22 protein-coding genes are annotated in these 23,522 nt (G+C 59.1%); 2 read left to right on the top strand and 20 right to left on the bottom strand.

Features of this window, described 5'->3' with window-relative positions:
* Positions 1-233: 233 nt before the first annotated feature.
* Both BLT89_RS07995 and BLT89_RS07990 read right to left on the bottom strand, forming a co-directional pair.
* Positions 234-854 (bottom strand): SOS response-associated peptidase, encoded by a 621-nt coding sequence (locus tag BLT89_RS07995; RefSeq protein WP_090198829.1) that lies wholly within the window; start codon positions 852-854, stop codon positions 234-236.
* A 301-nt stretch (positions 855-1,155) separates the two neighbouring features.
* Positions 1,156-1,830: a DUF3313 domain-containing protein gene (locus BLT89_RS07990; protein WP_090194045.1), complete on the bottom strand. Its 675-nt coding sequence runs from the start codon at positions 1,828-1,830 to the stop codon at positions 1,156-1,158.
* Between the two features lie 323 nt (positions 1,831-2,153).
* On the opposite strand from BLT89_RS07990, the gene BLT89_RS07985 reads away from it, so the two are divergent.
* Positions 2,154-4,817 carry a bifunctional acetate--CoA ligase family protein/GNAT family N-acetyltransferase gene (locus BLT89_RS07985; RefSeq protein ID WP_090194043.1) on the top strand — a complete coding sequence of 888 codons (2,664 nt, stop codon included), beginning with the start codon at positions 2,154-2,156 and terminating at the stop codon, positions 4,815-4,817.
* A gap of 62 nt (positions 4,818-4,879) precedes the next feature.
* Here BLT89_RS07985 and BLT89_RS07980 read toward each other — a convergent pair whose 3' ends face one another.
* The 18 genes from BLT89_RS07980 to ccoN (BLT89_RS07895) form a co-directional block, all read right to left on the bottom strand.
* On the bottom strand, positions 4,880-6,172 hold the full coding sequence (locus BLT89_RS07980; RefSeq protein ID WP_090194041.1) for a serine hydrolase domain-containing protein: 1,293 nt from the start codon (positions 6,170-6,172) through the stop codon (positions 4,880-4,882).
* A gap of 147 nt (positions 6,173-6,319) precedes the next feature.
* On the bottom strand, positions 6,320-7,156 hold the full coding sequence (locus tag BLT89_RS07975; protein ID WP_090194040.1) for an SDR family NAD(P)-dependent oxidoreductase: 837 nt from the start codon (positions 7,154-7,156) through the stop codon (positions 6,320-6,322).
* Between the two features lie 175 nt (positions 7,157-7,331).
* Complete coding sequence (locus BLT89_RS07970) at positions 7,332-7,880, bottom strand: adenine phosphoribosyltransferase (RefSeq protein WP_090194038.1); 549 nt, start codon at positions 7,878-7,880, stop codon at positions 7,332-7,334.
* A 27-nt stretch (positions 7,881-7,907) separates the two neighbouring features.
* Positions 7,908-8,642, bottom strand: a complete 735-nt coding sequence (gene fnr / locus BLT89_RS07965; RefSeq protein WP_090194036.1) for a fumarate/nitrate reduction transcriptional regulator Fnr — start codon at positions 8,640-8,642, stop codon at positions 7,908-7,910.
* Between the two features lie 140 nt (positions 8,643-8,782).
* Positions 8,783-10,165: an oxygen-independent coproporphyrinogen III oxidase gene (gene hemN / locus BLT89_RS07960; RefSeq protein WP_090194034.1), complete on the bottom strand. Its 1,383-nt coding sequence runs from the start codon at positions 10,163-10,165 to the stop codon at positions 8,783-8,785.
* A gap of 226 nt (positions 10,166-10,391) precedes the next feature.
* The gene (locus BLT89_RS07955) at positions 10,392-11,075 is read right to left on the bottom strand and encodes a sulfite exporter TauE/SafE family protein (RefSeq protein ID WP_090194032.1); all 684 of its coding nucleotides are present in this window, start codon (positions 11,073-11,075) and stop codon (positions 10,392-10,394) included.
* Positions 11,068-11,268 carry a cbb3-type cytochrome oxidase assembly protein CcoS gene (ccoS, locus tag BLT89_RS07950; RefSeq protein WP_090194030.1) on the bottom strand — a complete coding sequence of 67 codons (201 nt, stop codon included), beginning with the start codon at positions 11,266-11,268 and terminating at the stop codon, positions 11,068-11,070. Before ccoS ends, BLT89_RS07955 begins: the two co-directional genes overlap by 8 nt.
* A 26-nt stretch (positions 11,269-11,294) precedes the next feature.
* Positions 11,295-13,694, bottom strand: a complete 2,400-nt coding sequence (locus BLT89_RS07945) for a heavy metal translocating P-type ATPase (RefSeq protein WP_090194028.1) — start codon at positions 13,692-13,694, stop codon at positions 11,295-11,297.
* A gap of 7 nt (positions 13,695-13,701) precedes the next feature.
* Positions 13,702-14,202 carry a FixH family protein gene (locus BLT89_RS07940; RefSeq protein ID WP_090194026.1) on the bottom strand — a complete coding sequence of 167 codons (501 nt, stop codon included), beginning with the start codon at positions 14,200-14,202 and terminating at the stop codon, positions 13,702-13,704.
* Between the two features lie 65 nt (positions 14,203-14,267).
* A complete protein-coding gene (gene ccoG / locus BLT89_RS07935) occupies positions 14,268-15,683 on the bottom strand; it encodes a cytochrome c oxidase accessory protein CcoG (protein ID WP_090194024.1) in 1,416 nt (471 codons plus the stop codon).
* A gap of 212 nt (positions 15,684-15,895) precedes the next feature.
* Complete coding sequence (gene ccoP / locus BLT89_RS07930) at positions 15,896-16,825, bottom strand: cytochrome-c oxidase, cbb3-type subunit III (RefSeq protein WP_090194022.1); 930 nt, start codon at positions 16,823-16,825, stop codon at positions 15,896-15,898.
* Complete coding sequence (locus tag BLT89_RS07925) at positions 16,822-17,007, bottom strand: cbb3-type cytochrome oxidase subunit 3 (RefSeq protein WP_090198826.1); 186 nt, start codon at positions 17,005-17,007, stop codon at positions 16,822-16,824. Before BLT89_RS07925 ends, ccoP (BLT89_RS07930) begins: the two co-directional genes overlap by 4 nt.
* Positions 17,008-17,026: 19 nt before the next feature.
* Positions 17,027-17,638: a cytochrome-c oxidase, cbb3-type subunit II gene (gene ccoO, locus BLT89_RS07920; protein ID WP_090194017.1), complete on the bottom strand. Its 612-nt coding sequence runs from the start codon at positions 17,636-17,638 to the stop codon at positions 17,027-17,029.
* A complete protein-coding gene (ccoN, locus tag BLT89_RS07915; protein ID WP_090194020.1) occupies positions 17,638-19,080 on the bottom strand; it encodes a cytochrome-c oxidase, cbb3-type subunit I in 1,443 nt (480 codons plus the stop codon). The genes ccoO (BLT89_RS07920) and ccoN (BLT89_RS07915) overlap by 1 nt, the downstream gene beginning before the upstream one ends.
* A gap of 477 nt (positions 19,081-19,557) precedes the next feature.
* Positions 19,558-20,493 (bottom strand): cytochrome-c oxidase, cbb3-type subunit III, encoded by a 936-nt coding sequence (gene ccoP, locus BLT89_RS07910; RefSeq protein WP_090194018.1) that lies wholly within the window; start codon positions 20,491-20,493, stop codon positions 19,558-19,560.
* Positions 20,490-20,678 (bottom strand): cbb3-type cytochrome oxidase subunit 3, encoded by a 189-nt coding sequence (locus BLT89_RS07905; protein ID WP_090198824.1) that lies wholly within the window; start codon positions 20,676-20,678, stop codon positions 20,490-20,492. The genes ccoP (BLT89_RS07910) and BLT89_RS07905 overlap by 4 nt, the downstream gene beginning before the upstream one ends.
* Before the next feature lie 19 nt (positions 20,679-20,697).
* Positions 20,698-21,309 carry a cytochrome-c oxidase, cbb3-type subunit II gene (gene ccoO / locus BLT89_RS07900; RefSeq protein WP_090194017.1) on the bottom strand — a complete coding sequence of 204 codons (612 nt, stop codon included), beginning with the start codon at positions 21,307-21,309 and terminating at the stop codon, positions 20,698-20,700.
* Complete coding sequence (ccoN, locus tag BLT89_RS07895) at positions 21,309-22,748, bottom strand: cytochrome-c oxidase, cbb3-type subunit I (protein ID WP_090194015.1); 1,440 nt, start codon at positions 22,746-22,748, stop codon at positions 21,309-21,311. Before ccoN (BLT89_RS07895) ends, ccoO (BLT89_RS07900) begins: the two co-directional genes overlap by 1 nt.
* Before the next feature lie 117 nt (positions 22,749-22,865).
* Between ccoN (BLT89_RS07895) and BLT89_RS07890 the strand changes: the two genes are divergently transcribed.
* A complete protein-coding gene (locus tag BLT89_RS07890; protein ID WP_090194013.1) occupies positions 22,866-23,501 on the top strand; it encodes an alpha/beta family hydrolase in 636 nt (211 codons plus the stop codon).
* The last annotated feature ends 21 nt before the right edge of the window (positions 23,502-23,522 follow it).

Below are 23,522 nucleotides of genomic sequence, written 5' to 3'. Positions count from 1 at the left end.
TTCGACACTCTGCATTCCTGCCTTGATTCTTATCTTTTCAGTCTACTGCTGCATCGGTCTTTTGCCTAGGGACTGCAGATGCAGGACTTGGCGTGCCTGTGCTCCAGCCAGATTCGTCCTGTGGCCTGATGCAATAACGCGCTGGCTGCCGGAATACCCCAAGCAGGTGCGCAAACCCGGCGAGGGTGGTCAGGTCAGTGGAGATTTTCTGATCCGGATCTGTTTGCTGTTGATCAGCCGATCCGCAGATGTTCAGCCGGGAACTGTCTGATGAATTGCCGACTGTTGGCCGGGGAGGCATTGAGCCAGTCCGGATAAAGCCCCTTTGGCAGTATGACCACCATGCGCTTCTCGTCATCCGGACGATGAAAGTTGCGCATCAGGGGATGCGCATCGGCATTGAGTGTGAGCATCGTATAACTGTGGACAATTTGACCAGTAGCGTCTTGCCAGCTTTCCCAGAGCCCGGCTATACCCATCACGTCACCGTCGGCGCGGCTTATGCGCACGGGGACGGCTTTGCCGCTCCGCCAGTCCGGTTCGTAGATTGCGCTGGCGGGAATGATGCAGTGTCTGCCGCGCTTCCAGGCATCGCGAAACGAGGGCTTTTCGGCCACGGTTTCCGAGCGAGCGTTGTAGGTATGTCGTGAGAGCTTGCGGTCTTTGGCCCAGAACGGTAGCAGTCCGAAAATGCCGGGTAGCGCTTCCACTTGCCCCTGTTCGGCATCAGCCGGGCGACGAATGAAAGCCCCCGTATGGCCAGGCCAGAGATCCGACTGGAACGGCTCATGCAACTCAACGCCGAAGCTGAGTTTCAGCCTGGACGGGGTAGGGGCTTCGTAGTGGCTGCACACGATCACTTTCTCAGGCAACAGGCGCATCGATTGTAGCGGGCAAGGCTGGCTTGCACGGGTCCAGTTACAACGCCGGACAAGGTGGCGGTTGTCTGAATAATGTCACAGTGGAAAGTCAGCTGCCGGAAGAATCCGGTCATGGCTGGCGAGGGTACAGGAAGTTGAACCAGTCAACAGGAATGCTTTGGGGCTTGAAGTGCCAGGGCAGGGTGGTTGCTGGGGAAACGGAACTAGTCCTGGAAAGTGTTCCGGGCGTGCCTGCAGGCCATTGCGGCACTGCAGGCTAGCAGCCGGCTGACGCTTACTTGAGCAGGGCCTGCATGTCGTTGGTGACATGCTTGATGGCTTCCTTGAAGTCATCGGCAGTGATCGCCTGGCTGTCATTCTCCAGTGTCTTGCCGAAGACCTTGCGCACGGTTTTCACCACGGGCAGACCGCTTTTGGCATCGACCAGATCGGCTTCAATATACAGCTCGGTATTCTGGTCGCGATGGCCGGTTGCGGCCGAGGTTGCGCCTACCACGGCGGCAATTGGAATCACTTCATACCACTTCATGCCTTCATTGGCGGCGGTTACGCCGGTAATGGCAGCGTGCAGAATCAGTGCCTTACCACCTGCCGGGACAGACTGCTCGTTGGCTACCACGGTGTACTTCTGCGCCAGGGTGTTCTTGACGCTGGTAGTAGTGAAGGTCTGCAATTGATCCAGGGTTTGCATGTTTACCCGCTCATCAGGTTTGGGCGCCGGATACATTTGCAGTTCGTTGAATACCACGGTGTTGTAAGCATTGGGATTGAACCCCGGGGCCACCCAGCGCAGAGCCTTGTCGCCACTTGGGGTGGTTACCTCAACCAGACCGTCATAGTTCGGCAGAAAGCCGGAGTACTGATCTTTTTCGGTAATTTGTGATGTACATCCGGCCAGCACAAGGCTGCTCAGAACGGCACCAGTGAAGAACTTGCGCGAAATTTTCATGTGACGGGTTACTCCGGGGGCCTGGAAAGGTAGTACTGATTGTTCATCAGCAGATGTGAAAAGACTGTAGTAAACAGATCCATCTGCTTGCGAGGTGACGCTAGCATTTTTATAACCGGTCTGACTGATATAAATCAACTTGATACCGCTGTTTTCTGTGAGGTTTCGTAGCGCATCAGGCTTTGCCGACCAAGAGAAAGTCGCTGGGCAGCAGTCTCGCACCTGCAACCTGACAATCTTGTTGTCTGGCCGCTGGTAAAACTTGCTTTGTCATCAGCGCAGGTTACTGTTGAGACAGCGTCAGCCTGAGCCGGACATTGACAATGACCATCCGCAATCTTGACTACCTGTTTCGTCCCCGGTCAGTGGCCACCATTATCGACAGCGAGTTCCCGGGGCATTACGCCGAGGTTCTGCAACGCAATCTGCACGTCAGCCCATTCGAAGGAACGCTGATGCAGGTTATGGCGAAAAAGCGTTCACGCTTCAAGATCGGGCCGCGGGTGCGTCTGGACAAGATGCCGACTGTTCCCGATCTGGCGGTGATCTGCGCGCGACTGGATCTGGTGGCCGATATCATCAGCCAGCTGGGTGAGCTGGGCACGCGTGCGGTGATTATTGCGCCGTCGATCCGCGACCGGTTGACCGCAGAGGAGTCACAGCTACTGCTCAAGACTATCCTCGAGACCGCACGCCTGCACACCTTGCGCATAGTCGGGCCCGGTAGTGGCGGGCTGTTGATACCCGGCATCGGGCTGAATGCCAGCGTTGCTCCGGTTGCCATCCAGCCGGGGAAAATCGCCCTGATCACCCAGTCCACCGCGATTGCCAGTGCGATTGTCGATCACGCCACGAGTAAGGGCATCGGTTTTTCAGCGGTGCTGCACCTGGGCGAGAGTGCGGATATCGATCTGGCCGACGTACTCGACTGGTTTGCCGAAGACCCCGATACCGAGCGGATTCTGGTGCAGTTCGACAACGTTGCGGCTGGCCGCAAGTTCATGTCTGCAGCCAGAGCCAGCGCGCGCAACAAGCCAGTGGTTGCAATTCGCAGCAAGCAGGCCGGCACTGGCCGCAACAGCAAATTGCCGTTTTGTCTGGACGATGTTTACGCAGCAGCATTGAGCCGCGCCGGCTGGGTCGAGGTGGGAACCCTGGGTGAGGCTTTTGAAGCGGCGCAGGCCATGGCGCGGCTACGGCCGATGGACGGCGATGGTCTGACCATACTGGCCAACGGCTACGGCCTGGGCAGCATCACGGCCGATATCCTCAGAGACCACGGTGGCAGGCTGGCCAGTCTGGATAGTGCAACCCTGCTGAAGCTGGCCGAGGTGTTGCAAAGCCGCATCCCCCTGAACAACCCGGTTGAGCTGCCGCCAGCCATCAGCGTTGCGCAATGGGCAGAGGTTCTCGCGGTGATCCTTGCCGACCCCAACACCAATGCCCTGATGACGGTCTATTCACCGTCACCTTTCGCTTCCAGCAGCGAGGTGGCCGCGGAAATTGGCCGCGCCGGGCAAGTCTCCACGCAGAATATCTTCTCCTGCTGGGTGGGTGGGCACTCGATGCAGGATGCGCAACAGATTGCCGAGGCCCACGGTTTGCTCAGCCATGATTCGCCCGAGCAGGCGATTGCGGTGTTCACCGGGCTGGTGCACTACTACCGTAACCGCGAGTTGCTGATGCAGATGCCGCCCTCATTGCCGGAAGGCTTTTCCACGGATCTCAAGCAGGCCCGGGCTGCGGTTGCCGAAGGGCTGGAAGCGGGGGCGCGGATATTGCCCTCAAGGCTGATGCGCAAGCTGCTGCAGGCTTTTGCCATCGAGGCGGTGGAGTCGCGCACAGCTGCCAGTGCCGCCGCCGCCATCGAAGTTGCCAACGAAATCGGTTATCCGGTTGATCTTGGTCTGGTGCTGGCCAATGCCGTGCCTTTCGAGGCGGTGCGGGTAAACCTGCAGTCGCCATCGGATATCCATATAGCCATCCGCAGTCTGCGGCATAAGGCCAGAACGCTGCGCCCGGACTGCCGGGTCAGTGGCTATCATCTGCGCCGCAGTGCACCCCGCAGCGGTGTGGCTCCGGTAAGCATCGGTGTGGCTAGTGATGCGCTGTTCGGGCCAATCATTTTCCTCGGCCCGTCATCTGCGGCACTCGCGGGCAAGGGGCGTTTTGTCATTGGTCTGCCGCCGCTGAACCTGACACTGGCGCGCGATATGGTGCTGCGCAGCGGACTGGCGGACGAGTTACCCGCCGAGGTGCGTGCCCGGCTGGAATGCAGCGCCAGTGCAGCTCTGGTCAGGCTGTCGCAAATGCTCAGCGATATTGACGAAGTGGTTGCCGTCGAACTGGACCCGTTGCATGTGGAAACCAACGGGGTGCTGGCACTGGATGGAAAAATCCAGCTCGGCAAACGTACGCGCAAATCCGGCTCGCAACGTTTCGCCATCAGTCCCTATCCCAAGGAGCTGGAACACCGGCTCAACTGGCAGGGTGAAAAGCTGCTGATTCGGCCGATTCGTCCGGAAGATGAACCCATGCTGGGCCAGTTGCTCGAATCACTGACCGCGGATGATTCACGGATGCGCTTCTTTGTTGCGATGCGCCGGCAGACGCACTCGCAACTGGCGCGTTTCACCCAGATCGATTACGACCGTGAAATGTCGCTGGTGGTCATTCGCCAGAATCCCAAGGGCAAGCCGCAGGCGCTGGGCGAGGCACGGCTGATCAGCGATGCGGACAACCGGGTGGCTGATCTGGCCATGGTGGTCAGCTCCGCCTTCAAGGGCAAGGGGCTGGGTGCTCTGTTGTTGCAGCAACTGGTGGATTACGCCAGGGCGCGGGGTATTGCTACCTTGCGTTTTGAAACCTTGCCGGAAAACAAACCGATGCAGAAGCTGGGACACAAGGCCGGTTTTGTCATGCTCAGGGGCAGCGACCCCGGAATACTCAGCATGCAGTTGCAGCTGGCAGAGTCCGAGGAGGGCTAGTCCCCGGGCAACGCCGCTCAAGGTACGCAGCAGTGATCGGTCAACCGGCTGCTGCGCTGCGCTTACTTGAATTGCAGGGCAAACGGCTGGATCTCGTCGGAGCGCGGGGTCAGATTGCCGATGCTGCGGATCAGGTTGGCCAAAGGCAGGATGTGATGGGCGATCACCGGAATTCCGCTGGTCAACACTGTGGCCGATAGTTCACGCTGCGGGTCAGCCCAGGCAAACTTGTTGATCAAACCAACGTGGCCGAAAGCCTGCGAGCTGTGTGGGCCCCATATACCGAACGGCTCATCTCCGAGCATCAGGCCGGCGCTGTAGCGCATCGGCAGGAACAGGGTGCCATCAATGGTACGTTTGCCAAATTCCTGTACGGCGCGTACCACAGTGCTTTCGGCGCAAATACGCTTTCTGCCCCATTTGCCGCCGTTGAGCATCATCTGGAAGAACGCGGAAACCTCGTCTGCCGTGGCAACCAGATTGCCTGCCGGAATGATCGCCTGATAGAAGCGCGGGTCATTGCACAGACCTTCGACAGTGACGATATCCGAACCCAGTGCACGCTTGATGAAGGCGCCAAGCAGCATGCCCGGGCGTGGGCCGGTGGCGTAGTTGAGTGCCAGTTGTGGCAGTTTTTCTGCCGGCATGCCATAGGTGAAGTGCTGCATGCCCATTGGCTGGCGAACCTTGCGGTCGATATAGGCATTGATGTTTTCGCCGGTGACCTTGCGGATCACCCGTTCCAGCACGAAACCGCCGGTAATCGCGTGATAGGCCAGCTTGGAGCCATCGGTCATGATCGGCTCGGCGTCGCACAGCAGTTCCCAGGTTGCGTCCTCATCCCATAGCGTATCCAGGGCGACGTTCTTTGGCAGGCCGGGGATGCCACCGCGATGGGCGAGGATCTGGTGAATGGTGATATTGCCCTTGCCCTTGCGGGCAAACTCCGGCGCATAGAACGACACCGGATCCATCACGTTGATCAGACCGTCCTCGGCCAGCATGTGCATCAGTACGGCTGTAACGGCCTTGGATGTGGAAAACAGGCACATCGGCGTATCGGGTGTGGCCAGCACTTTCGGCGTCTCGGCATGGTCTGCCGGGCCATTGCCACGTGCATGGCCAATTGCGCGGGACATGATGATCTTGCCCTGGCGGCGCAGGCTGACAGTGATGGCTGGATGTACGCCGGTCTTGTAGACCTTGATCACGTTGTTCCAGATTTTCTCCACATCGGCATGCAGCATGCCGACTTCCTGCGGGTCAACTTCCTTTTCGGCATCAATCGTGATGACCGAGTCCAGATCGCGCGGGATGGCACTCAGGTGAAGAACCTGCTTGCGTAAGAATTCCATTATTGACCCCTGATACCGGATGGCTATAGCACCCGATTCTGGACTGCATCAGGGGCATTGAACAGCCTGCTTTGAAGCATAAATCGGCATTTATCACTGTGCTGTATGACCCGCCATAAGACTTGCGGCATGGGGCCCGGCGCCGGTTCAGCGGCTCCAGCGACTCAGGGTCACGATCAGGCGTTGATAAGCAGCAGGCAGCAGGCGCTGGATAATATCCGCCAGGCGCGCATCGAGGCCGATGATGACCCGTCTGCGGTTGCGTTCCACACCACGCAGAATGACCTCGGCGGCCTTCTCCGCAGAGGTGCGCAGCATATTGTCGTTGAAGGCCTGACGGGTCAGTTCGGTGTTCTTGCCCAGTATCTCGCCGCCGCTATCGTTGAAGCGGGCAGCCAGCGCGATATTGGTCTTGATCCCGCCCGGATGCACGCAGGTGGCCGACACGCAGCCTTCACTCAGGTCCAGTTCCTGGCGCAGCGACTCGGTAAAGCCGCGTACGGCAAATTTGCTCGAGTTGTAAACGCTCTGGGTCGGCTGGGCAAACAGGCCGAAGACGCTGGAAATATTGATCACATGACCTTCGCCGCTGGCTTGCAGGTGTGGCAGAAACTCCTTGGTGCCGTACACCACGCCCCAGAAGTTGATGCCCATCAGCCACTCGTAGTCGGCGTACTGGGTATCGGCAACGGTTCCGCAGTGGGCAACGCCGGCGTTATTGAAGATCATGTTGACCTTGCCATGCTCGGCAAGCACGGCATCTGCCCAGTCATGCATGGCCAGACGATCGCTGACATCGACTACACGTTCGCTGACTTTGATGCCGAATTTTTTTGCCTGCGCGGCTGTTTCGGCCATGCCCCCGGCGTTGATATCCGACAGTGCCAGATCACAACCGCGCCGGGCCAGAGCGTAGGCCAGCGCCCGGCCGATGCCGGAGCCTGCACCGGTGATGGCGGCAACTTTGTAATTGAATGACTGCATGAGAGGCGTCCCCGGTAAAAGGTGTCTTTTTATTGTGTGCGTCTGCAGGTTGAAAATCATTGCGCGCAGGCAAGATTGCACCGATGGGCAATTTATTTCCAGCGCGTGGCGCCCTATCCGTTGTTCTGTATCAGGCCGCTGCCGGTTAGAAAAAGTTCAACGACCGATTCCGCCCTCAGGCTTCGTCAAGCGCGTAATTGGCCATGCTGAAAGTGGCAATGCCGACTTCTTCGAGACGATGGGAGCCGCCGAGTTCCGGCAGATCGATGATTACCGCTGCTTCGTGAATGCGTGCCCCCAGGCGGTGGCTCAGGCGCGCCGCAGCCAGCAGGGTACCGCCGGTGGCGAGCAGGTCATCCAGCAGCAACAGGCTGTCACCCTTGTGCAGGCTGTCTTGCTGTACTTCGAGGATAGCTTCGCCGTATTCGGTCTGGTAAGTCTCGGCAATCACACTGGTTGGCAATTTGCCTGCTTTGCGAAACAGCACCAGTGGCTTGTTGAGCGCGTAGGCGACCACCGAGCCGAGCAGAAAGCCACGGGCATCCATGGCGCCTACATGGGTGATGCCGGATGCCACATAGCGCTGCACCAGGGTGTCGCAAATCAGCCGGAAAGCCTGGGGAGACTGCAGCAGGGGGGTGATGTCGCGAAAAGTCACGCCGGCCTTGGGGAAGTCGGCAACTGCGCGGATCAGGTGCTTGATGTTAAAAGCGTCAGCGCGCATGTCGCGTACTCGGTTGCAGGGGATGTGTCAGACTTCCAGATTGCCGCCGGCCAGCGCGCACAGCTCGATAGTCTTGAGGATATGCACTTCCTTGCCCTCGGCTTCGATCAGGCCGGCTTGCTGGAAGCGGGTAAAGACGCGGGAAACGGTTTCTACCGCCAGTCCGAGGTAGTTGCCGACCTCATTGCGCGACATGGACAGGCGGAAATGATTGGAGGAAAAGCCGCGGGCACGGAAACGCGCGGAAAGATTGACCAGGAAAGCGGCAATCCGCTCGTCTGCGGTCTTCTTCGACAGCAGCAGCATCATCTGCTGGTCATCGCGAATCTCGCGGCTCATCACGCGCATCAGCTGGCGACGCAATTGCGGCAGTTGCAGGGCAAGGTCTTCGAGGCGATCGAAGGGAATTTCACAGACTGCAGTGCTTTCCAGTGCCTGACCGGACACCGGGTAGGTTTCGGTATCCATGCCGGAAAGACCGACCAGTTCACTGGGAAAATGAAAGCCGGTGATCTGTTCTTCGCCATTGTCGCTCAGGCTGAAGGTCTTGATGGCGCCGGAGCGAACAGCGAACACGGAGACAAAGGGGTCGCCTTGACGAAACAGGAAATCACCCTTTTTCAGCGGACGCCCGCGCTTGACGATCTGGTCAAGGGCATCGACATCGTCAAACTCCAGTGAAATTGGCAGGCACAGTCCGGACAGGCTGCACTCATTGCAATGGGGCTGATGTGGGCTGTGTGCCTTGAGCGTTTCAGGCATGGAAGGCGACCTCGGTGCATTTCAATGTGCAGAGGTTACCGTAGCGAGCCGAAACCCGCCAACTAGACCTTTGGCAAATTTGCGTAGAAATCCGCCGGAAGCTGCGGGGTTTTGGCCATTTGGCAGAAACTCGACGTGTTTCAGATGACCCGCGAGAAGCGTTGCCGGCTCTGTTCGTTGAGGTAGTGGTCAAACAGCATGCATACCGAGCGCGCCAGCAATCGACCGGCGGGCAGGATATCTATGCCTGTTGCCGTGAGACTGATCAGCTGGTCCCTGGCCATTTGCTGAAGCGCCGGCCAGCAATCGTTGAAATAGCTGCGGAACTCGATTTTGAAGGCGTTTTCGATGCTGGCGAAGTCCAGGCTGAAGGAGCAGATCAGCTGTTGAATGACCGCGCGCCGCACGCAATCATCGGCATTGCATTGCAGTCCCCGCGCGGTGGCCAGCTGACCACTGTCAAGACTGCTCTGGTAAGCGTTGATATCGCTGTTGTTCTGGCAGTAGAGGTCACCGATCTGGCTGATCGAGGACACCCCGAAGCCGATCAGGTCGCAATGGCCGTGGGTGGTGTAGCCCTGAAAATTGCGCTGCAGGGTGCCATCTTCCTGTGCGCTGGCCAGCTCATCGTCAGGCAGGGCGAAGTGGTCCATGCCGATGTAACGATAACCGGCCGCTGTCAGTTGTTCGATGCTGTTTTCCAGCATCCGCAGCTTGTCGCCGGGGCTGGGCAGATCCTCGGCATTGATACGCCGCTGCGGTTTGAAACGATCAGGCAAGTGAGCGTAATTGAACACCGAGAGGCGGTCAGGTTGCAGGGTGATGATTTCGGCCACGGTGCGGGCAAAGCTTTCCGGGGTCTGTTTGGGCAGGCCGTAGATCAGGTCGATGTTGACCGAGCGGAACTGCAGGGTATGCGCGGCATCCAGTACGGCGCGGGTCTGCTCCAGGGTTTGCAGGCGGTTTACCGCGCGCTGCACATCCGGGTCGAGATCCTGTACGCCAAGACTGATCCGGTTGAAGCCCAGTTCGCGCAGCAGGCCCATGGTGGCCCAGTCGGCTTCGCGCGGGTCGATTTCGATACTGTAGTCGCCGCTGTCATCGTCCAGCAGGTTGAAGTGGCTGCGGATTTCGGCCATCAGCCAGCGCAATTCATCATGGCTGAGGAAAGTCGGTGTGCCGCCGCCAAAGTGCAATTGTTCGACGATCTGATCCGCGCCCAGATGATGCGCCAGCTGTTTCATTTCGCGGGCCAGACTTTCCAGATAGGGCTGGGCGCGGCCGCGATCCTTGGTAATGACCTTGTTGCAGGCGCAGTAGTAGCAAATGTTCGCGCAGAACGGTATGTGCACATACAGGGACAGGGCGCGTGAGGCTTTGCGGCTGTCACGCAAGGCTTGCAGCAGCTCGAATGAACCGATATCGCCATGAAACTGTACGGCGGTTGGGTAGGAGGTATACCGAGGTCCGGCGCAGTCATAGCGGCGAATCAGGTCGGTATCCCAACGTATGGCATCAAGCATGCTTACAGGTCCGGATGGGCAGACAATGACCGGCAGTCTAGGCAGCAGGGGTTTCGGACGTTTTGATCTGAATCAACGAGCGGAATAGTCGGGCATTCGGATAGCGCGGACGTCATCCTGCGTTGCTTGCAGTGCCTTGCGCGCGCCGGGTTTGCGCACAGCTGCGGCGCTTTCTATGGCCGACAGCAGGGCTGCCAGAGGTGCTGCTTGCGTCGCGGCAGCCTGCTCAATGACCCATCAGCCAGTGCTGGTGTGGGCCGGGCAGGGTCCACAGGCCGAACAGCATGACCAGTAAACCGGCCCCCAGGCGCACGCTGCGCCGGCGCAACAGGCTGGTCAGGCGTTCTGCTGCCAGACCGGTCGCCAGTAGCACGGGCAGGGTGCCGAGACCGAAGGCAAGCATCAGCAGCCCGCTATCCAGCGGTGAGCCCTGACTGGCTGCCCAGAGCAGGCTGCTATAGACCAGACCGCACGGCAACCAGCCCCAGATCGCGCCCAGACACAGGGCTTGCGGGATCGAGCTGACCGGCATCAGGCGCTTGCTCAGGGGCTGCAGGTGCCGCCACAGATGCCGGCCAAGGCTTTCAATGCGGGTCAGGCCACTCCACCAGCCGGCCAGATAGAGACCCATGCAGATCAGCAACAATCCGGCGGCAACCCGCAGCAGCATGGCTGCAGGGCTGTTGCCCACCGCCCAGCCAGCCAGGCCCAGCAGCAGGCCGGCAATGGCGTAACTGCAGATGCGACCGGCGTTGTAGGCCAGCAGCAGTTGCAGGCGCCGGTTGCGCTGTTCCGGCGGTATGGCCAGGGTCAGCGCCCCCATCAGGCCGCCGCACATGCCCAGGCAGTGACCGCCGCCAAGCAAGCCGAGAATCAGCGCCGAAGCCAGTTGCGGTAACAGTTCAGTCACGGGGAGTGTCCTGCCTGCCTTCAGCCTCCTCGATACCGGCCTGGTGTGCCGGATCTTCGTCATCAAAGAGAATGCTGTGAGCGGGGCTTTCCAGATCATCGTACTGGCCACTATCCACCGCCCAGAAGAACAGCCAGATGGCCAGGGCGACAATGATCACGGCGATGGGAATCATGACGTACAGGGCGGGCATGCTAGCTCCGGTGGGTAAGGGCGAATTCAACTGCGCGTCAGGCGCAGGGCGTTGAGTACCACCAGCAGGGAGCTGACGGACATGCCCAGCGCGGCCCACACCGGCGTGACCCAGCCCAGTGCGGCGAACGGCAGAACCAGCGCATTGTACAACGTGGCCCAGAGCAGATTCTCGAGGATGATGCGGCGGGTGCGTTTGGCCATGGCAAAGGCCTGCACCAGGCTGTCCAGGCGGTTGGACAACAGCACGGCATCGGCAGTGGTTTTGGCCAGATCGGTGGCGCTGCCCATGGCCACACTTATATCGGCAGCCGCCAGTACCGGCACATCATTGACGCCATCGCCGAGCATCAGCACGCGGTGACCTTGCTGATGCAGCTGGCGCAGTACCTCCAGCTTGTCGTTGGGGGTGAGACCGCCACGCACATCGGCAATGCCCAGCTGTCCGGCCACCTCGGCGACCATTGGCGAGCTGTCACCGGATAACAGCAGGGTTTTCCAGCCGAGCTGTTTGCAGGCGTTGATCAGGTCAACGGCGTCGCTACGCAGGTGATCATCCAGCACCAGCCAGGCCAGTGGCCCGGACCGGTCGCCGAGCAGTAGCCACTGGCCATGTTCGTCAGGGATCGCAGGAGCAGGCTGCTTGCCCAGTTGCGCGACATAATCCGGCTGACCAATGCGCAACAGCCGCTCACCAACCTGGCCTTGCAGACCCAGTCCGGCGCTGACCTGAACATTCTCTGCCGCCTGTGGTGCCCGGCCGAATGCTTTGGCTATCGGGTGTTCCGAACGATTTTCCAGTGCGGCGGCCAGTTCCAGACAGCTATCGGTATCCAGTTCAGCGAGCTGGCGAACTTCGCGCAAGGTCAGGCGGCCCTCGGTCAAGGTGCCGGTTTTATCGAAAATTACCGTATCAATCCGCCCCAGACCTTCCAGAACATGCCCCCGGGTCAGCAGCAGGCCCATCTTGTGCAGGCTGCCGGTAGCGGAAGTGAGGGCTGTCGGGGTGGCCAGCGACAGGGCGCAGGGGCAGGTGGCAACCAGCAACGCGAGGACGATCCAGAATGCGCGGTCCGGATCAATCTGCCACCAGACCAGACCAACCACGCCGGCACTGAGCAACACCGCCAGCAGGAACCACTGGGCCACACGGTCAGCCAGCTGGGCCAGCGCGGGTTTTTCGCTCTGGGCGCGTTCAAGCAGGCGGACGATGGCGGACAGCCGTGTGTTGTCACCCAGCGCCGCGACTTCGATGGTCAGCGGCCCTTCGACATTCAGGGTGCCGGCGGTAACTGCATCGCCGCTGTTGCGCGGCAGCGGCAGGTACTCACCGGTCAACAGCGATTCGTCAACGCTGGACTGCCCCTCGATGATGATGCCGTCGGCCGGTAACAGGGCGCCGGGCGGCACCAGTATCCGGTCGCCCAGCGACAGTTCACTGAGCAAAATGCGTTCGCTCTGGCCGGACGGGTCCAGGCGCAGGCAGGATGCCGGCAGCAGCTTGACCAGTTGCGCCGTAGCGGCGGCGGTGCGCTCCCGCGCACGTCGCTCCAGATAGCGTCCGGCGAGCAGAAACAGGGCGAACATGCCGACCGCATCGAAATACAGCTCGCCACTGCGGTTGATGGTGGCCCAGATGCCGGCCAGATAGGCACCGCCGATGGCCAGCGATACCGACACATCCATGGTCAGGTGGCGGGTACGCAGATCACGCAGGGCGCCTTTGAAAAAATCCGTGCAGCAATAAAAAACGATCGGCGTGGTTAAAAACAGGCTGACCCAGCGCAGGATCTGGTCCATTTCGCTTGAAAGGTCGAGATTGAACTCGGGCCAGGTCGCCATGCTGGCCATCATCACCTGCATCCACAGCAGACCGGCTACGCCGAGCTGGCGGATCGCCCGGCGATTTTCTGCGTGCAGTTGCGCAGCTGCGCGGTCAGCCTGATACGGATGGGCGACATAGCCGATGCTGCGCAAACTACCGAGCAGCTGGCTGAGCGGCAGCTGGCTGTCGGCCCAGCGCACTTGCAGACGGTGATTGGACAGATTGAGATTGGCTTCGGCGATGGCCGGCAGGCCGCGCAGGTGTTTCTCGATCAGCCAGCCGCAGGCTGCGCAACTGATACCTTCGATCAGCAGGCTGGCCTCGGCAACCGCCCCCTGATGCGCAACGAAAGGCTGCTGGATGTCCGCACGGTCCAGCAGGATCAGTTCGTCAGGCACGGCTCGCGACAGCGAGTCAGGGTTGACTGAAGTTTCGCTGCGGTGCAGGTAATAGCTTTCCAGCCCGCCACTGACAATGGCCTCGGCTACGGCCTGACAGCCCGGGCAGCACATCTCGCGCAATTCACCCAGCACGGTAGTGCGGTAACGGCTGCCAGCGGGGACCGGCAAGCCACAGTGATAGCACGGAAGGGGCGTGGCCACGGGTGGCTCAGTTGCCGATGAGGATCACCTGGCCAGGTGCCAGTTCTTCCTCGTCAAACAAGCGCCATTCCTTGCCCTCTTCGAGGCCGAGCACCTCGACGAAGCGCCGGCCGCTGACTTCATCCTGCAGGATGCCGCGGTAAATGTTGCTGTCTACGGGTTGCAGAATTACGCGGCGATCTTTTTCCGCCTGGGTTGGTGAAATCAGGTTTAGCGTCAGCACTTGCGGGCGGCTGATGCCATTCAGTACCAACTCTGCGCTGCCGGTTACATTGTCGAGCGTCAGTTCGGCGCTCATGCCGAGCCGTTCAGCCAGCTTTTCGCGCTCAAGAGACTGGTTGATCCCCTTGCCGGCATCGTAATAGTTACTGACTACCAGTGTGTCGCCACCCTTGATGGAGATGTACACCAGTGTCAGACCGATGACCACGGCGAACACCAGGATGGCGATGATGAACCAGGCCCAGAACTCTTTGTACCAGGGTTGAACAGGGGTATTGCTGTGCATGGAATTCCTTGGAGTTAGGGCAGCTGGCGTTTGCCCGAGTGATTCGGGGCAAACGCCAGCAGATTCTACCGGACTGCCGGACCGATAAAGCGGCTTTCGGAGTCGGCGGTAATGCTCGGATCTTCGATTGCCTGGATACGGAACTCGATATCATTGGTGCTGGACGGCAGGTTTTCCGGATCAATCGACAATTCTACCGGCAACGACAGCACCTCACCTTCGGCGGCCACGATTTCGCGCTTGCCTTCGTAGACCAGACCTTCCAGGCCGTCTGCCTCGATGCGGAATGTCAGTTGGCGCTGTGCCTTGTTCATGATTTTCAGGACGTAGACGTTTTCAATCCGGCCCTCTTCATTTTCACGATAGAGCACGCGGTCCTTGAGAACATCCAGCCCGGCCAGCGGCCTTATGTATACCGCAACCGCCAGCAGGCTGGCCATGGTCAGCAGGGCGATGGCATAACCGATCAGGCGTGGCCGCAGCATATGTGTGGTCTGCCCGGAGAGGTTGTGCTCGGTGGTGTAGCTGACCAGTCCTTTCGGGTAGCCCATTTTCTCCATGATGCTGTCGCAGGCATCGACACAGGCGGCACAGCCGATGCATTCGATCTGCAGGCCATCGCGGATATCGATACCGGTAGGGCAGACATGCACGCACATCTTGCAGTCGATACAGTCACCCAGGCCGCTGGCCTTGTAGTCGGCATCACGTTTGCGCGGCCCACGTGATTCGCCGCGGCTGGTGTCGTAGGAAACGATCAGGGTGTCCTTGTCGAACATCACGCTCTGGAAACGGGCATAGGGACACATGTAGATGCAGACATTTTCCCGCAACCAGCCGGCATTGCCGTAGGTGGCCAGGGTAAAGAAGCCGATCCAGAAATACGCCCACGCATCGGCAGTGCCGTCGAACAGGCTGGGTATCAGGTCGCGGATGGGCGTGAAGTAGCCGACAAAGGTCAGGCCGGTGGCCAGCGCGACCAACAGCCAGATGCCATGCTTGGCAGATTTGCGCAGGAACTTGGCGCTGCTCATGGGTTGTTTGTCGAGTTTCATGCGCTGGTTGCGCTCACCCTCGGTTACCCGTTCTGCCCACATGTAGACCCAGGTAAAAACACTTTGCGGACAGGTGTAGCCACACCAGACGCGCCCGGCGAAAACCGTGATGAAGAACAGGCCGAAGGCGCAGACGATCAGACTCCAGGACAGCAGGACAAAGTCCTGTGGCCAGAAGGTCGCACCGAAAATATAGAACTTGCGTTCAGGCAGATCCCAGAGGATCGCCTGGCGATTACCCCAGTTCAGCCAGACTGTGCCGAAGTACAGAATGAACAGGAAAACTCCGCCGGAAATGCGCAGATTACGAAAAAAACCGGTAAACGAGCGGGTATAAATCTTCTCCCGGCTGGCATAGAGATCGGTGTACTCGACTGTTTTTGCTGAAGTCGGGGTTACGTCCTTAACGGGAATTTTTTCGCTCATTACTGCGTACCGCATCCGTTGGTGATGGCTTCGGGTAGTGAAAAGTACTCGGAGCCGAAGCAAAAGGGCCTGCGTTACAGATGATACGCCGCCCTGTCTACAGTCAGTCTGCGACCTATGGTCGCCGGGTCTCGACTGATTTCACGAGGAATTAAAGCAAAACGGCGCCGGGTTTCCCCTGACGCCGCTCAATAGAACAGAAAGTAATTTGCTTATTCTGTTTTTTGCTTGTCATGGGACAGGCTGTAAACATAGGCCGCCAGCAAGTGCACTTTGTCCTTGCCGAGGAACTCCAGTTGCGCCGGCATTTTGCCGTGACGACCATAGCGCAGGGTTTGCTCGACCTGGGCCAGGCTGGTGCCATAGATGAAGCCAGCCGGCTGGGTAAGGTTTGGCGCACCCATCGCCGGATTGCCATGCCCTTCGGCACCGTGACAGGCAGAGCAGTTGGTGCTGAACAAGGCCTTGCCTGCAGCTACGTCAACCTTGGCACCCTCGGGCAGCTTGCGGTCGGCCAGATCGCTGACGACATAGGCGGCAACGTTCTTGACGCCATCGTTACCCAGAATGGACAACCAGGCCGGCATGGCTGCTTCACGGCCATTCAGAATACTGGCCTGAATGGCGTCCGGTTCGCCGCCCCAGCGCCAGATATCATCGGTCAGGTTGGGGAAGCCGTAAGTGCCTTTGGCGTCTGAACCGTGGCAAACCGAGCAGTTGGAGGCAAACAGGCGGCCGCCAATCTTCAGGGCTTGCGGATCCTTGGCGACTTCGGTGAGCGGCATCGCAGCATATTTGGCGTAGATCGGGCCATATTCTGCTTCAGCTTTGACCATTTCATGGTCGTATTGCTTATCTTGTGTCCAGCCACCTGGATAGCCCGGCAGGATACCCTTCCAGTTGCCCAAACCTGGATAAATTACCCAGTAACCCAGCGCAAAAATGATGGTGGCAACAAACAGCATGAACCACCATTTCGGCAGTGGATTGTCGAATTCCTCGATACCATCGAATGAATGTCCGACAGTCTGCTCAGTGGTGTCCGCGCGTTGTCCCTTGCGGGTGGCAAAAATCAGCCAGATCAGCGCGACTATGGTGCCCAGTGTCAGAATGGTGATGTACCAACTCCAGAACGCGGTCATTCGCTCTTACTCCCAGAAGCTTGTTCTTTACTTTTCTTTGTTGTGGGCTCATCCGCAAATGGCAGATTGGCGGCTTCGTCAAAGCGTGCCTTGTTCCGGCCGCTGTAGGCCCAGAGGGTCACGCTGACGAATGCGACCAGTACCAGAAGGGTGCCGAGTCCGCGCAGGGTTCCGATGTCCATAAAAGAACTGTCCATCGGCTTAGCGCTTGTTCTTCAGGCTGGTACCGAGCCCCTGGAGGAAGGCCACCAGTGCATCCATTTCGGTCTTGCCCTTGACGGCGTCACCAGCTCCGGCGATGTCCTCATCGGTGTAAGGCACACCGAGGGTTTTCATGGCTTGCAGCTTGGCGCCGGTCAGCTTGCCGTCGAGGGTGTTTTCCACCAGCCACGGGTAAGCCGGCATGATCGACTCGGGCACGACGTTGCGCGGGTTGTACAGGTGCGCACGGTGCCAGTCATCCGAGTAGCGGCCGCCAACGCGGGCCAGATCCGGACCGGTACGCTTGGAGCCCCACAGGAACGGGTGGTCCCAGACGCTTTCACCGGCTACCGAGTAGTGGCCGTAACGTTCGGTTTCGGCACGGAACGGACGGATCATCTGCGAGTGGCAGCCGACGCAGCCTTCACGGATGTAGATGTCGCGACCTTCCATTTCCAGCGCGCTGCGTGGCTTCATGCCGTCAACCGGGGTGTTGGTGACGTCCTGGAAGAACAGCGGCACGATCTGTACCAGGCCGCCGATGCTGACGGCCAGAACCATGAACAGCGCCATCAGGCCGATGTTCTTTTCGAGTATTTCGTGCTTTTTCATCAGTGGGCTACCTCGGCGGCAATCTTCGCGGCGGCTTCGTATTCAGCCGGCTTGGCTTCACGCACGGTGCGCCAGGTGTTGTAGGCCATGAACAGCATGCCCGAGGCAAAGAAGGCGCCACCAATTACGCGCACCAGATAGCCGGCATGGCTGGCTTCCAGCGACTCGACGAAGGAATAGGTGAGGGTGCCGTCGGAGTTGACTGCACGCCACATCAGACCCTGGGTGATGCCGTTGACCCACATCGAGGCGATGTACAGCACGGTGCCGACAGTAGCCAGCCAGAAGTGCGTGTTGATCAGCCCGATGCTGTACATCTGCTCGCGGCCGTAGACCTTGGGAATCAGGTGATACAGCGAACCAATCGATACCATGGCCACCCAGCCGAGGGCGCCGGCATGTACGTGGCCGATGGTCCAGTCGGTGTAGTGGGACAGGGCGTTGACGGTCTTGATCGCCATCATCGGGCCTTCGAAGGTGGACATGCCGTAGAAGGCCAGGGACACCACCAGGAAGCGCAGGATCGGGTCGGTGCGCAGCTTATGCCAGGCGCCGGAGAGGGTCATCATGCCGTTGATCATGCCGCCCCAGCTGGGTGCCAGCAGAATCAGCGACATACCCATGCCCAGCGATTGGGCCCAGTCCGGCAGCGCGGTGTAGTGCAGGTGGTGCGGACCGGCCCAGATATAGACGGTAATCAGTGCCCAGAAGTGCACGATGGACAGGCGATAGGAGTAGATCGGGCGTTCGGCCTGCTTCGGTACGAAGTAGTACATCATGCCGAGGAAGCCGGCAGTGAGGAAGAAACCTACCGCGTTATGGCCGTACCACCACTGCACCATGGCATCGGTAGCACCGGAATAGACGGAATAGGATTTGAACGCTGAAACCGGCAACTCCATGCTGTTGACTACGTGCAGCAGGGCAACCGTCAGGATGAAGCCGCCAAAGAACCAGTTACCCACGTAAATGTGCTTGGTCTTGCGCTTGGCAATGGTGCCAAAGAATACAACCGCGTAGGTCACCCACACCAGGGTGATCAGGATATCGATCGGCCATTCCAGTTCGGCATATTCCTTGGAGGAGGTGTAGCCAAGAGGAAGGGTAATCACCGCACCGATGATCACTGCTTGCCAGCCCCAGAAGGTAAACGCCGCCAGACCATCGGAAATGAGTCGGGCTTGTGACGTGCGCTGCACGACATAGTAGGACGTGGCGAACAGTGCACAGCCGCCAAACGCGAAGATCACCGCGTTGGTGTGCAAAGGTCGCAGGCGACCGAAGCTCAGCCATGGTATTCCGAAATTGAGCTCGGGCCATACCAGTTGGGACGCAATCAAAACGCCAGCCAACATGCCAATAACCCCCCAGACTACCGTCATAACGGCAAACTGGCGGACCACTTTGTAGTTGTAAGCAGTGGGACTCAGTGCTGTGCTCATGCTAGAAATTTCCAGGTTTGGGCAGGTGCGCTGTAACTTTCGGTTACAGTTGGGAAAAAACGGCGGCAAGTATGGAGAAAGGCATTTCGCATTGCAAACCCGCCTGCGCCGGGCAAAACACCAATGATTCAGCGGCTGGCTGAAATGATGGCGAGTTTTTGGCCTTGATACGCAGTGAAATTGCAGTGAAAACCGAGCTTGACGCTAGGAATTCAAGGGTAGACCAGACTTTCTGTTATTGCCTGAACTCATGCTGAATCCGCAAACAATTGCCGCCGAATGGCAAGTGCGACGGGTAGTGGCGGACTGTTCTGCGGTGAATTGTCGCAGACGGGAGTGTTTCAGGGGGTGGCCGGAGAGCAGGAGTGGAGCAGGACGCACAAGGTGCAGGGGGGAGGTGGTAGAACGCTGGTTTAACCGGGAGAGCTGGTCTGGTCGGTGGAGTCAGCAGCACCGGGCGGTGCTGCTGGCAGTACATCATTTGCTGGCTTGTTCGGTTTCCTGATGGGACAGGCTGTAAACGTACGCGGCCAGAATATGCACCTTGTCAGCGCCGAGGTATTGCTCCTGGGCTGGCATCAGTCCGTTGCGGCCGTTACGAATGGTCTGCTCCAGCTGGATCAGGCTGGTACCGTAAATGAAACCGGCAGGCTTGGTCAGATCAGGAGCTCCCATCATCGCCATGCCCTGACCTTCCGCACCATGGCAGGCGGAGCAGTTGGTGGCAAAAAGCTGCTTGCCGGCAGCTGCATCGGCATTGCTGTCTTTAGGCAGCTTCAAGCCGGCCAGATCCTGACGGACATAGGCGGCAACATTCCTTACGCCGGCATCACCGAGAATGGCGCCCCAAGCCGGCATGGCAGCATGGCGGCCATTGAGGATGCTCGCCTGAATGTCGTCCGGAGTGCCGCCCCAGCGCCAGATATTGTCAGTCAGGTTGGGGAAGCCAACGGCACCCTTGGCGTCCGAGCCATGGCAGATCGAGCAATAGGTGGCGAACATGCGACCACCCATCTTCAGGGCTTGCGGATCCTTGGCGACATCGACGATCGGCATGGCTGCATATTTGGCGAAGATCGGGCCGTACTCGGCTTGCGCCTTGTCGACTTCGTGTTGCCATTGCTTGTCCTGGGTCCAGCCACCCTCGTATCCAGGCAAGATGCCTTTCCAGTTGCCAAGACCCGGATAAAGGATCAGGTAGCCGATGGAGAAGACGATGGTGCCGATGAACAGCATGAACCACCACTTGGGCAGCGGGTTGTCATATTCCTCGATACCGTCGAAGGCGTGCCCCATGGTCTGGTCTGTAGTGCCTTTGCTTTCGCCCTTGCGGGTGGCAAAGATCAGCCAGAGCAGCGCGACTATGGTGCCCAGTGTCAGAATGGTGATGTACCAACTCCAGAACGCGGTCATTGGTTGTTACTCCTAGAGAGTTGTTCTTTTTGCGCTATTTTGTGCACGGGTTCGTCCGCAAACGGCAGATTGGCGGCTTCGTCAAAGCGTGCCTTGTTCCGGCCGCTGTAGGCCCAGAGGGTCACGCTGACGAATGCGACCAGTACCAGAAGGGTGCCGAGTCCGCGCAGGGTTCCGATGTCCATAAAAGAACTGTCCATCGGCTTAGCGCTTGTTCTTCAGGCTGGTACCGAGCCCCTGGAGGAAGGCCACCAGTGCATCCATTTCGGTCTTGCCCTTGACGGCGTCACCAGCTCCGGCGATGTCCTCATCGGTGTAAGGCACACCGAGGGTTTTCATGGCTTGCAGCTTGGCGCCGGTCAGCTTGCCGTCGAGGGTGTTTTCCACCAGCCACGGGTAAGCCGGCATGATCGACTCGGGCACGACGTTGCGCGGGTTGTACAGGTGCGCACGGTGCCAGTCATCCGAGTAGCGGCCGCCAACGCGGGCCAGATCCGGACCGGTACGCTTGGAGCCCCACAGGAACGGGTGGTCCCAGACGCTTTCACCGGCTACCGAGTAGTGGCCGTAACGTTCGGTTTCGGCACGGAACGGACGGATCATCTGCGAGTGGCAACCGACGCAGCCTTCACGGATGTAGATGTCGCGACCTTCCATTTCCAGCGCGCTGCGTGGCTTCATGCCGTCAACCGGGGTGTTGGTGACGTCCTGGAAGAACAGCGGCACGATCTGTACCAGGCCGCCGATGCTGACGGCCAGAACCATGAACAGCGCCATCAGGCCGATGTTCTTTTCGAGTATTTCGTGCTTTTTCATCAGTGGGCTACCTCGGCGGCAATCTTCGCGGCGGCTTCGTATTCAGCCGGCTTGGCTTCACGCACGGTGCGCCAGGTGTTGTAGGCCATGACCAGCATGCCGCTAAAGAAAATGGCGCCACCTACCAGGCGTACTACAAAACCCGGATGACTGGCTTCCAGTGCTTCGACGAAGGAGTAGGTGAGGGTGCCGTCGGAGTTGACTGCACGCCACATCAGACCCTGGGCAATACCGTTGACCCACATCGAGGCGATGTACAGCACGGTGCCGATGGTAGCCATCCAGAAGTGCGTATTGATCAGACCGACGCTGTACATCTGCTCGCGACCGAAGACTTTCGGGATCATGTGGTAGAGCGCGCCCATCGATACCATGGCCACCCAGCCGAGGGCGCCGGCATGTACGTGGCCGATGGTCCAGTCGGTGTAGTGGGACAGGGCGTTGACGGTCTTGATCGCCATCATCGGGCCTTCGAAGGTGGACATGCCGTAGAAGGCCAGGGACACCACCAGGAAGCGCAGGATCGGGTCGGTGCGCAGCTTATGCCAGGCGCCGGAGAGGGTCATCATGCCGTTGATCATGCCGCCCCAGCTGGGTGCCAGCAGAATCAGCGACATCACCATGCCCAGGGATTGTGCCCAGTCCGGTAGCGCGGTGTAGTGCAGGTGGTGCGGACCGGCCCAGATATAGACGGCAATCAGCGCCCAGAAGTGCACGATCGACAGGCGGTAGGAGTAAACCGGGCGGCCAGCCTGCTTGGGCACGAAGTAGTACATCATGCCGAGGAAGCCGGCAGTGAGGAAGAAACCTACCGCGTTATGGCCGTACCACCACTGCACCATGGCATCGGTAGCGCCGGAATAGAGCGAGTAGGACTTGGTCAGGCTGACCGGCAGTTCGAGGTTATTGACGATGTGCAGCAGGGCAACCGTCAGGATGAAGCCGCCGAAGAACCAGTTGCCCACGTAAATGTGCTTGGTCTTGCGCTTCATGATGGTGCCGAAGAACACGATGGCATAGCTGACCCAGACCACAGCAATCAGAATGTCGATCGGCCATTCCAGTTCGGCATACTCCTTGGAACTGGTCCAGCCCATGGGCAGACTGATAGCCGCCAGCAGAATGACCAGTTGCCAGCCCCAGAAGGTAAACGACGCCAGTTTGTCGAATATCAGGCGGGTCTGGCAGGTACGCTGCACGGAGTAGTAAGAGGTGGCGAACAGTGCACACCCACCAAACGCAAAGATCACTGCGTTGGTGTGTAACGGTCGCAGCCGTCCGAAGCTGGTCCAGGGGAGTCCCAGGTTAAGTTCAGGAAAGGCAAGTTGGGCGGCGATTACGACGCCAACAAGCATCCCGACGATCCCCCACACCACCGTCATGATGGCGAATTGGCGGACCACCTTGTAGTTGTAGGTGGTACTGGTTGCTGTGCTCATTTAATGGCTTCCATCCACGGTTTTTTGGCAGAGTGTTTTTGTAACAAGCTGATACTAAGTGAACGGGTGAAGGAAAATATTGACTCGTATCAACGTCTGGAGCTGACCGGAGCAAACATGTTTCTTGAAAATTCCCCAAAAAATCAGCCTGTTGCGACGTTGATGCTGGCGCATGGTGCTGGTGCAGCGATGGATAGCGGATTCATGCAGACCATGGCTGCGAACCTGGCGCAGAGGGATATCCGCGTGTTGCGCTTCGAGTTCCCGTACATGGCCGCCAGACGTGATGACGGAATTCGCCGGCCACCCAACCCCCGGAACCTGTTGCTGGACTGCTGGAAGCAGGTTTATCACCAGGTCAGAAGCAGCTATCCGGGTTTTCTGGCCATAGGCGGCAAGTCCATGGGCGGACGCATGGCCAGTATGCTGGCTGATGAGTTGGCGGCTGACGCGCTGGTATGTCTGGGTTACCCGTTTCATGCCATTGGCAAGGCGGATACGCCGCGGGTGGCCCATCTGTCGGGGTTGCTTACGCCCACGCTGATTGTGCAGGGAGAGCGGGATCCGATGGGCAAGCGGCAGACAGTCGAGGGTTACCGGCTTTCATCCGCTATCCAGATGCACTGGCTGGAAGCAGCCGACCACGATTTCAAGCCACTCAAGCGCTCCGGTTTTACCCATGAGCAGCATATGCAAACGGCAGCGGATGCGGTTGCAGGTTTTCTGCGAAATGTCGCGAACAACCGCATGTGACGGTGAAAATGCGTTGCGCTG

The sequence above is a fragment of the Pseudomonas pohangensis genome (assembly GCF_900105995.1).
GTDB classification, from domain to species: domain Bacteria; phylum Pseudomonadota; class Gammaproteobacteria; order Pseudomonadales; family Pseudomonadaceae; genus Aquipseudomonas; species Aquipseudomonas pohangensis.
This window is presented reverse-complemented; position numbering and strand designations above follow the sequence as displayed.

What these genes read in the sequence shown, in the direction of transcription:
- BLT89_RS07990 (WP_090194045.1), bottom strand. Translation starts at nt 1,830, where the DNA reads ATGAAAATTTCGCGCAAGTTCTTCACTGGTGCCGTTCTGAGCAGCCTT.
- BLT89_RS07985 (WP_090194043.1), top strand. Translation starts at nt 2,154, where the DNA reads ATGACCATCCGCAATCTTGACTACCTGTTTCGTCCCCGGTCAGTGGCC.
- BLT89_RS07980 (WP_090194041.1), bottom strand. Translation starts at nt 6,172, where the DNA reads ATGGAATTCTTACGCAAGCAGGTTCTTCACCTGAGTGCCATCCCGCGC.
- BLT89_RS07975 (WP_090194040.1), bottom strand. Translation starts at nt 7,156, where the DNA reads ATGCAGTCATTCAATTACAAAGTTGCCGCCATCACCGGTGCAGGCTCC.
- BLT89_RS07970 (WP_090194038.1), bottom strand. Translation starts at nt 7,880, where the DNA reads ATGCGCGCTGACGCTTTTAACATCAAGCACCTGATCCGCGCAGTTGCC.
- fnr (WP_090194036.1), bottom strand. Translation starts at nt 8,642, where the DNA reads ATGCCTGAAACGCTCAAGGCACACAGCCCACATCAGCCCCATTGCAAT.
- hemN (WP_090194034.1), bottom strand. Translation starts at nt 10,165, where the DNA reads ATGCTTGATGCCATACGTTGGGATACCGACCTGATTCGCCGCTATGAC.
- ccoS (WP_090194030.1), bottom strand. Translation starts at nt 11,268, where the DNA reads ATGCCCGCCCTGTACGTCATGATTCCCATCGCCGTGATCATTGTCGCC.
- BLT89_RS07940 (WP_090194026.1), bottom strand. Translation starts at nt 14,202, where the DNA reads ATGCACAGCAATACCCCTGTTCAACCCTGGTACAAAGAGTTCTGGGCC.
- ccoG (WP_090194024.1), bottom strand. Translation starts at nt 15,683, where the DNA reads ATGAGCGAAAAAATTCCCGTTAAGGACGTAACCCCGACTTCAGCAAAA.
- ccoP (WP_090194022.1), bottom strand. Translation starts at nt 16,825, where the DNA reads ATGACCGCGTTCTGGAGTTGGTACATCACCATTCTGACACTGGGCACC.
- BLT89_RS07925 (WP_090198826.1), bottom strand. Translation starts at nt 17,007, where the DNA reads ATGGACATCGGAACCCTGCGCGGACTCGGCACCCTTCTGGTACTGGTC.
- ccoO (WP_090194017.1), bottom strand. Translation starts at nt 17,638, where the DNA reads ATGAAAAAGCACGAAATACTCGAAAAGAACATCGGCCTGATGGCGCTG.
- ccoN (WP_090194020.1), bottom strand. Translation starts at nt 19,080, where the DNA reads ATGAGCACAGCACTGAGTCCCACTGCTTACAACTACAAAGTGGTCCGC.
- ccoP (WP_090194018.1), bottom strand. Translation starts at nt 20,493, where the DNA reads ATGACCGCGTTCTGGAGTTGGTACATCACCATTCTGACACTGGGCACC.
- BLT89_RS07905 (WP_090198824.1), bottom strand. Translation starts at nt 20,678, where the DNA reads ATGGACATCGGAACCCTGCGCGGACTCGGCACCCTTCTGGTACTGGTC.
- ccoO (WP_090194017.1), bottom strand. Translation starts at nt 21,309, where the DNA reads ATGAAAAAGCACGAAATACTCGAAAAGAACATCGGCCTGATGGCGCTG.
- ccoN (WP_090194015.1), bottom strand. Translation starts at nt 22,748, where the DNA reads ATGAGCACAGCAACCAGTACCACCTACAACTACAAGGTGGTCCGCCAA.
- BLT89_RS07890 (WP_090194013.1), top strand. Translation starts at nt 22,866, where the DNA reads ATGTTTCTTGAAAATTCCCCAAAAAATCAGCCTGTTGCGACGTTGATG.